3 protein-coding genes and 2 pseudogenes are annotated in these 6,018 nt (G+C 63.4%); 1 reads left to right on the forward strand and 4 read right to left on the reverse strand.

All coding sequences use genetic code 11. From position 1 onward, the window contains the following. Positions 1-16: 16 nt before the first annotated feature. Positions 17-781: a CHAD domain-containing protein gene (locus tag HT737_RS06605; RefSeq protein ID WP_182401913.1), complete on the reverse strand. Its 765-nt coding sequence runs from the start codon at positions 779-781 to the stop codon at positions 17-19. A gap of 79 nt (positions 782-860) precedes the next feature. Then, complete coding sequence (locus HT737_RS06610) at positions 861-1,139, reverse strand: hypothetical protein (RefSeq protein ID WP_041069470.1); 279 nt, start codon at positions 1,137-1,139, stop codon at positions 861-863. A 217-nt stretch (positions 1,140-1,356) separates the two neighbouring features. On the opposite strand from HT737_RS06610, the gene HT737_RS06615 reads away from it, so the two are divergent. Continuing rightward, on the forward strand, positions 1,357-2,394 hold the full coding sequence (locus tag HT737_RS06615; RefSeq protein ID WP_047295500.1) for a patatin-like phospholipase family protein: 1,038 nt from the start codon (positions 1,357-1,359) through the stop codon (positions 2,392-2,394). A 141-nt stretch (positions 2,395-2,535) separates the two neighbouring features. Here HT737_RS06615 and HT737_RS06620 read toward each other — a convergent pair. Together HT737_RS06620 and HT737_RS06625 are read right to left on the reverse strand one after the other, a co-directional pair. Beyond that, a pseudogene (locus HT737_RS06620) lies at positions 2,536-3,233 on the reverse strand (response regulator). Positions 3,234-3,281: 48 nt separating this feature from the next. Further along, positions 3,282-5,934: pseudogene (locus HT737_RS06625) on the reverse strand (DUF4118 domain-containing protein). Positions 5,935-6,018 lie beyond the last annotated feature (84 nt).

A 6,018-nucleotide genomic window follows, 5' to 3' on the forward strand; every position in this document is an offset into this window, starting at 1 on the left:
CCGGGTAATATCGAGGTTATTTGAAGCAGGCTGAACTGAGTTTTTCCAGAACGCGATCGGCCTTGGCTACAGCCTTGATCAGGCCGGCCTGCCAGGTCGCGACGCAGGGTTGCAGATCGCTTTCCTGCTCGGCCCGCGCCAGCCACTGCCAGCAATCGTGCCAGTCGCCCAGCGCACCCTGCGCCGACTTCAGCCGCTCCAGCGCCGGCTCAGGCAGGCGATCCAGTTCCGGATAGGCTTCGATGCCATACCGCACGCGCTTGATCAGCAAGCGCAGACGATGCCGGTCATGGGCCGGATCGTGCAGGGCCTCGTCGAGTTTTTTCCATTGTTTGTGCAGGCGTTTTTCGATGCGTTTGCCCAGGCCCTTGAGCAGACCCTGACGCTCGGAGGCACGCAAAAATCGCGGGAAAGCGTCGAGAATGATCAGCAGCGAAGCCACTTCGGCGCTGGCTGCCAAGGCTGGATAGGCTTCGTCCATTTGCGCCATGCGCCGCTGCGCCGCTTGCGGTTGATCATGCTTGAGCAGGTACGCCGCCAGCACCTCGCGGTCGCGCCACGGCGTGGTCAACTGCCCCACCGCGGATGCCGCACCTTCCAGTTGCTCGACCCCGGGCAAACCGCGCAAAGGCCGAAGCAGGCTGCGCAAGCGCCGTACCGTAGTGCGCAAGTCATGCAGCGCCTCGGGGTCGGTACGCGCAGTCAAGCGCGCCTGACAGGCCAGCAAACGCACTTCCAGACTCAGGACATGAGCCACCAACCGGTCAACCAACGCAGACATCACTTGCTCCTGATTCACATGGCTTGAAGGATGAGTCTGCCGTCAGAAGGCAGGCGCATCCTTGCGTCAAGTCAGCAGCTTAGCGTCCGGCGCGGGATTCGCGAATATAGAAACGGGCTTTCTCGGCCTTTTTGCTGCAGCCTTCGAAGCCTTCGAATTGCTGTTGAGTCTTGGCCGCCGTCAGCAACGACAGCGCCTTGGAGTAACTGACCGTGCCGGCAAAACCTTCGGCCTTGGCCAGGTCCAGTTCATGCCACGCCGCATCGAGCTGACTGCCACAGCTGTCACGATAAGCAGTCTTGCCAGCGCAACCGGCCAATGCCAGCGCAATCAACGGCACACAGATCCAGGCTTTCATCACTCACACCTCAAAATAGGTCAACAGTCGTGCAGGTAAGACGTTACGGCGCGGGAAAAGTGCCTTGGCGCCCCATGAATCTGCGGTGACCAAAGCATAGCGCCGAGTGGTCACGCCGTAGCGAAAAAACGACGCGCCTGCGGCCCCGAACGACCCTGACGATTGTCGCCCGCCCCCGGATGGGTGCATTGTGAAGCCTTGTCGGGGAGGAAGCTTGATGAAAAAGCGTGTCGCACTGGTGTTGGGCTCCGGTGGCGCCCGGGGTTATGCCCATATCGGAGTCATCGAAGAGATCGAAAGACGCGGTTACGACATTGCCTGCATTGCCGGTTGTTCGATGGGGGCGGTGGTCGGAGGAATCTATGCGGCAGGCAAGCTCGATCAGTACCGCAACTGGATCGAAACCCTCGACTATCTGGACGTGCTGCGGCTGGTAGACGTGAGCTTTCGTCTCGGGGCCATTCGCGGCGAAAAGGTCTTCGGACAGATCCGCAAGATCGTCGGCGAAATCAACATCGAAGACCTGCGCATCCCCTACACCGCGGTCGCCGCCGACCTCACCAACCAGCAGGAAATCTGGTTTCAGGAAGGCTGCCTGCATCAGGCGATGCGCGCCTCGGCGGCGATCCCCAGCCTGTTCACGCCGGTGATGCAGGGCAATCGGATGCTGGTGGACGGCGGCATTCTCAACCCGTTGCCGATTGTGCCGGTGGTGTCCAGCCACTGCGACCTGATCATCGCGGTCAACCTCAACGCCACCAACCAGCGGCATTACAAATTGCCGGTGATCCAGCGCCCGCCAGCCTTTCGTTCGCGCTTCGACAGCCTGCTCAGTTCGCTGGGTTCGAAGATGCCGTTCCGCCGCAAACAGGCCGAGCAATTGCTGTTGCTTGAACAGGAAGCCCTGCGTGCGGAGGCGGCGGACATCAACCCGTGGCTGGAAGGCAGTGAACCGGAAAGTCAGCAACCGGCAGCGGCACCCGAGCGCGAAGGCGCGCCGAAGTCCGCCACCGGTTCGTTCATCATCGACAACGTCGGACCGGCGTCACTGCTGGACTTGATCAACCAGAGTTTCGAGGTGATGCAGACCTCGTTGGCGCAATACAAGATCGCCGGCTATCCGCCGGACATCCTGATCAACGTGCCGAAGCGCGTGTGCCGCTTCTTCGAATTCTACAAAGCGCCGGAGCTGATCGCCCTGGGGCGGGAGATTGCGCGGGATACGCTGGATCGGTATGAGAGTGAGCAGGGCTGAAATCCCGGATGTCTGGCAGGGCCTCTTCGCTGGCAAGCCAGCTCCCACAGGGTTCTAAGGTGTTATTGAGATTTGTGTAGCACACCGGCCACTGTGGGAGCGGGCTTGCCCGCGAAGAGGCCAGACCAGGCAATACAAAAACTACAGACTGTTGTCACTCAACAACCGATACCCAACCCCCGCCTCAGTCACGATAAACCGCGGCCGGGTCGGATCATCCGCCAGCTTCTGACGCAAATGCCCAACGACAATCCGCAGGTAATGACTGTCCTCGGTATGCGTCGGCCCCCAGATGTCCTTGAGCAATTGCTGCTGGGTGATCACCCGCCCCGGATGCCGTGCCAGCTGCGCCAGCACCGCGTATTCCTTGCGGGTCAGCGCCACTTCGGCGCCGTCGAGCAACACCCGCCGATAGGCCAGATCCACGGTCAACGGGCCGAACGTCAGCGCCGCCTGTTGCGCCTCGCCGGCCGGTGCCTGACGCAACAACGCGCGGACCCGGGCGAGAAACTCCTGAATGCCGAACGGTTTGGTCACGTAGTCGTTGGCGCCGCCATCCAGCGCCTGGACTTTCTGCCCTTCGCTGGCCCGTACCGAGAGCACCAGCACCGGCGCGGTGGCCCACTCGCGAAACTCGCGCAGTACCTGCTGGCCATCCATGTCCGGCAGGCCGAGGTCGAGCACCAGCAAGTCCGGCTTGTTCAGCGCCGCCTGTGCCAGCCTTCGGCCCCCGTGCCGGCCTCGAGCACTTTGTAGCCTTGTGAGGCGAGGCTGATGCGCAGGAATTTGCGGATCTGCGGTTCATCATCGATGACCAAAATGGTCGCGGTCTGGCTCATGAATTCACATCAACACAAAAGATTGGCAAGAGAGTAGCGCAGTCGCGATCAGGCTTCATGGTCCATCCCCGGTTGCGCCTGCAACGGCAGGTGCAGGGTGATGCAAGTGCCGCGGCCGTCGATGCCGTCGGCGACGCTGATCCGCCCGCCATGCGCGCCGACCATGCCCTGACAGATCGCCAGCCCCAGACCGGTGCCCTGCCCGCCGCGATCGCCACGGGCGGCGGTGTAGAACATGTCGAAAATCTTCGCCCGCTCGTCCTCGGGAATTCCCGGGCCTTCGTCGCTGACGGAGAAGAAAATCTCTTCGTCATTGGCGCCGGCACTCAGTTGCAAACGACCGTGTGGCGGCGAGAAGCGCGCAGCGTTTTCCAGCACATTGACCAGCGCCTGCTCGATCAGCGCCGCGTGCACGAACAGCAGCGGCAACTCGGCCGGCACATCGGTGCTGACCTGCAACGGCGCGAGCACTGCACGCAGGCGATTGAGCGAGCTGCCGACGATGTCCGCCGGCGCCACCCAGTCGCGTGCCAGTTTCAACGCACCGTGACCCAGACGGGTCATGTCCAGCAGGTTCTGGATGTAGCGGTCGAGGCGTTCGGCTTCATCGCGTGTGCCTTCGAGCAACTCGCGGCGATCCTCCAGCGGGATCGCTTCGCCGAGGGCCAGCAAGCTGTCGATGCTGCCGCGCATGGCGGTCAGCGGCGTGCGCAGATCGTGGGATACCGAGGCCAGCAGCGCACTGCGCAATTGCTCGGTTTCGCCGTGCAGGCGCGCGGCTTCCAGATCGTCCGCCAGCTGCGCCCGGGCCAGTGCCTGCGCCAGTGGCTGACTCAACGCGGTGAGCAGGCGTCGACGCTGCCCGCTCAAAGTCTGGCCCTCTTTGGCGCAGACCCCCGAGCAGCGCCAGCGGCCCGTCTTCCACCGACAGCGGCCACCACCACCAGCGACCGAATGGCAGCGTGCCGGTGCCCATGCCCGCCGGTTGATCGTGCTGCCAGGCCCAGTCGGCGGCGGCACGTTCGGATTCGCTGAATTCCAGCGGCCCGCCGGTCTCGACTTTCCAGCCGCCCTGACCGTCGCGGTTGAGCAGGCACAATTGCAGATCACTCCAGCCATTGAGGTGCTGCGCGGCAGCGCTGATCACGGCCTGACGATCCGTCGCCGCCGTGAGTTTGCGCGACAGGTCGAGCAGCTCGGTGGTCTCTTCCTGCGTGTCGCGCAGCGCCTGCAACTGCCGTCGCTGACGCGCAGCGAGATTACCGGTGAGCGCCGCCATCAGCAGGAAGAACAGCAAGGTCAAAACGTCTTCTTCGCGCTGGATGGCGAAGGAAAAATTCGGCGGAATGAACAGAAAATCGTAAGTCAGAAACGATAGCGCTGCACAGGCCAGCGCCGGCCCCAGACTGCTGCGCACCGCCACCAGCAGCACCGCCGCGAGAAACACCAGCGAGATGTTCGGCAGCGGCAAAATACTCGAGACCGCCCACGCCAGGGCACTGGCCAACAGCGTGGCAACCAGCGCCAACAGATAGTCGAACCAGACCAGCGTCGGCGTCGCCCGCAGACGCGGCTGCGGGTGTTCATGGTCGTTATCGAGGACGTTGATTTCCAGGCCGTGGGCCTGGCGCAACAAACGCGCGGCGAGCCCACCACCGAACAGACGACGGCGCAGACTCGGCCGCGACTGGCCGACCAGCAGCAGACTCGCACGGCGTTCGGCGGCATGCTGGATCAGGGTTTTTGCCACTTCGCCGGCGCGCAACAACACCACCTCGCCGCCGAGGCGTTCGGCCAGTTGCTGGGCATTCTGCAGGCGCAGGCGCGATTGCTCGTCGCGCACCGTGCCGTTGTCGACATGCACCAGGCTCCACGGCAAATGCCGACGCTGGGCCACGCGGCTGGCGTGACGCACCAGGCGTTCGGCATGCGCGTCGCCATCAACGCCGACCAGCAAACGCCCGCGTACCGCCGGAGCCGCCTGACCGAGTTGGCGATAGCCTTGCGCAAGATCGTTATCAACCTGCGCGGCCGCCGTTTGCATCGCCAGTTCACGCAACGCGGTGAGGTTGGTCTGGGTGAAAAACGCATCGATCGCCGCCCGCGCCTGTTCCGGCACGTAGACCTTGCCTTCACGCAGACGCTCCAGCAGCTCGCGCGGTGGCAGGTCGATCAGCAGCAGTTCGTAGGCTTCCTGCAGCACCCAGTCCGGCAGGGTTTCGCGCACCTGCACACCGGTGATGCCGCGCACCTGATCGTTGAGACTTTCCAGGTGCTGGACGTTGACCGTGGTGTAGACGTCGATGCCGGCGGCGAGCAGTTCCTGAATATCCTGCCAGCGCTTGGCGTGACGACTGCCCGGGGCGTTGGTGTGCGCCAGTTCGTCCACCAGTACCAGTTTCGGTTTAGCCGCAAGCAGACCGTCGAGGTCCATTTCTTCGAGCATCACGCCTCGGTATTCCGAGCGCACCAACGGCTGCTGCGGCAAACCGCCGAGCAGCGCTTCAGTCTCCGCACGGCCGTGGGTTTCGACGACGCCAGCGATGACTTTCACGCCCTGGCGCAATTGCGTGTGTGCGGCCTGGAGCATGGCGTAGGTTTTGCCGACGCCGGGAGCGGCGCCGAGGAAAATCTTCAGCCGACCACGGCCGTCGCGGGGCAGGTCTGCTAACAGCGCGTCGGCGCGGCCGGAGTCGCTCATGCTTGATCTCTTCAGTCAGATGTTTATGCGTTGCCAGTTACGGCCTCTTCGCGAGCAAGCTCGCTCCCACAGGTTCAGTGTTGC

Origin of the sequence: Pseudomonas sp. MD195_PC81_125, from assembly GCF_014060985.1 — a bacterium.
GTDB classification, from domain to species: Bacteria; Pseudomonadota; Gammaproteobacteria; order Pseudomonadales; family Pseudomonadaceae; genus Aquipseudomonas; species Aquipseudomonas parakoreensis.

What these genes read in the sequence shown, in the direction of transcription:
- HT737_RS06615 (WP_047295500.1), top strand. Translation starts at nt 1,357, where the DNA reads ATGAAAAAGCGTGTCGCACTGGTGTTGGGCTCCGGTGGCGCCCGGGGT.
- HT737_RS06605 (WP_182401913.1), bottom strand. Translation starts at nt 781, where the DNA reads ATGTCTGCGTTGGTTGACCGGTTGGTGGCTCATGTCCTGAGTCTGGAA.
- HT737_RS06610 (WP_041069470.1), bottom strand. Translation starts at nt 1,139, where the DNA reads ATGAAAGCCTGGATCTGTGTGCCGTTGATTGCGCTGGCATTGGCCGGT.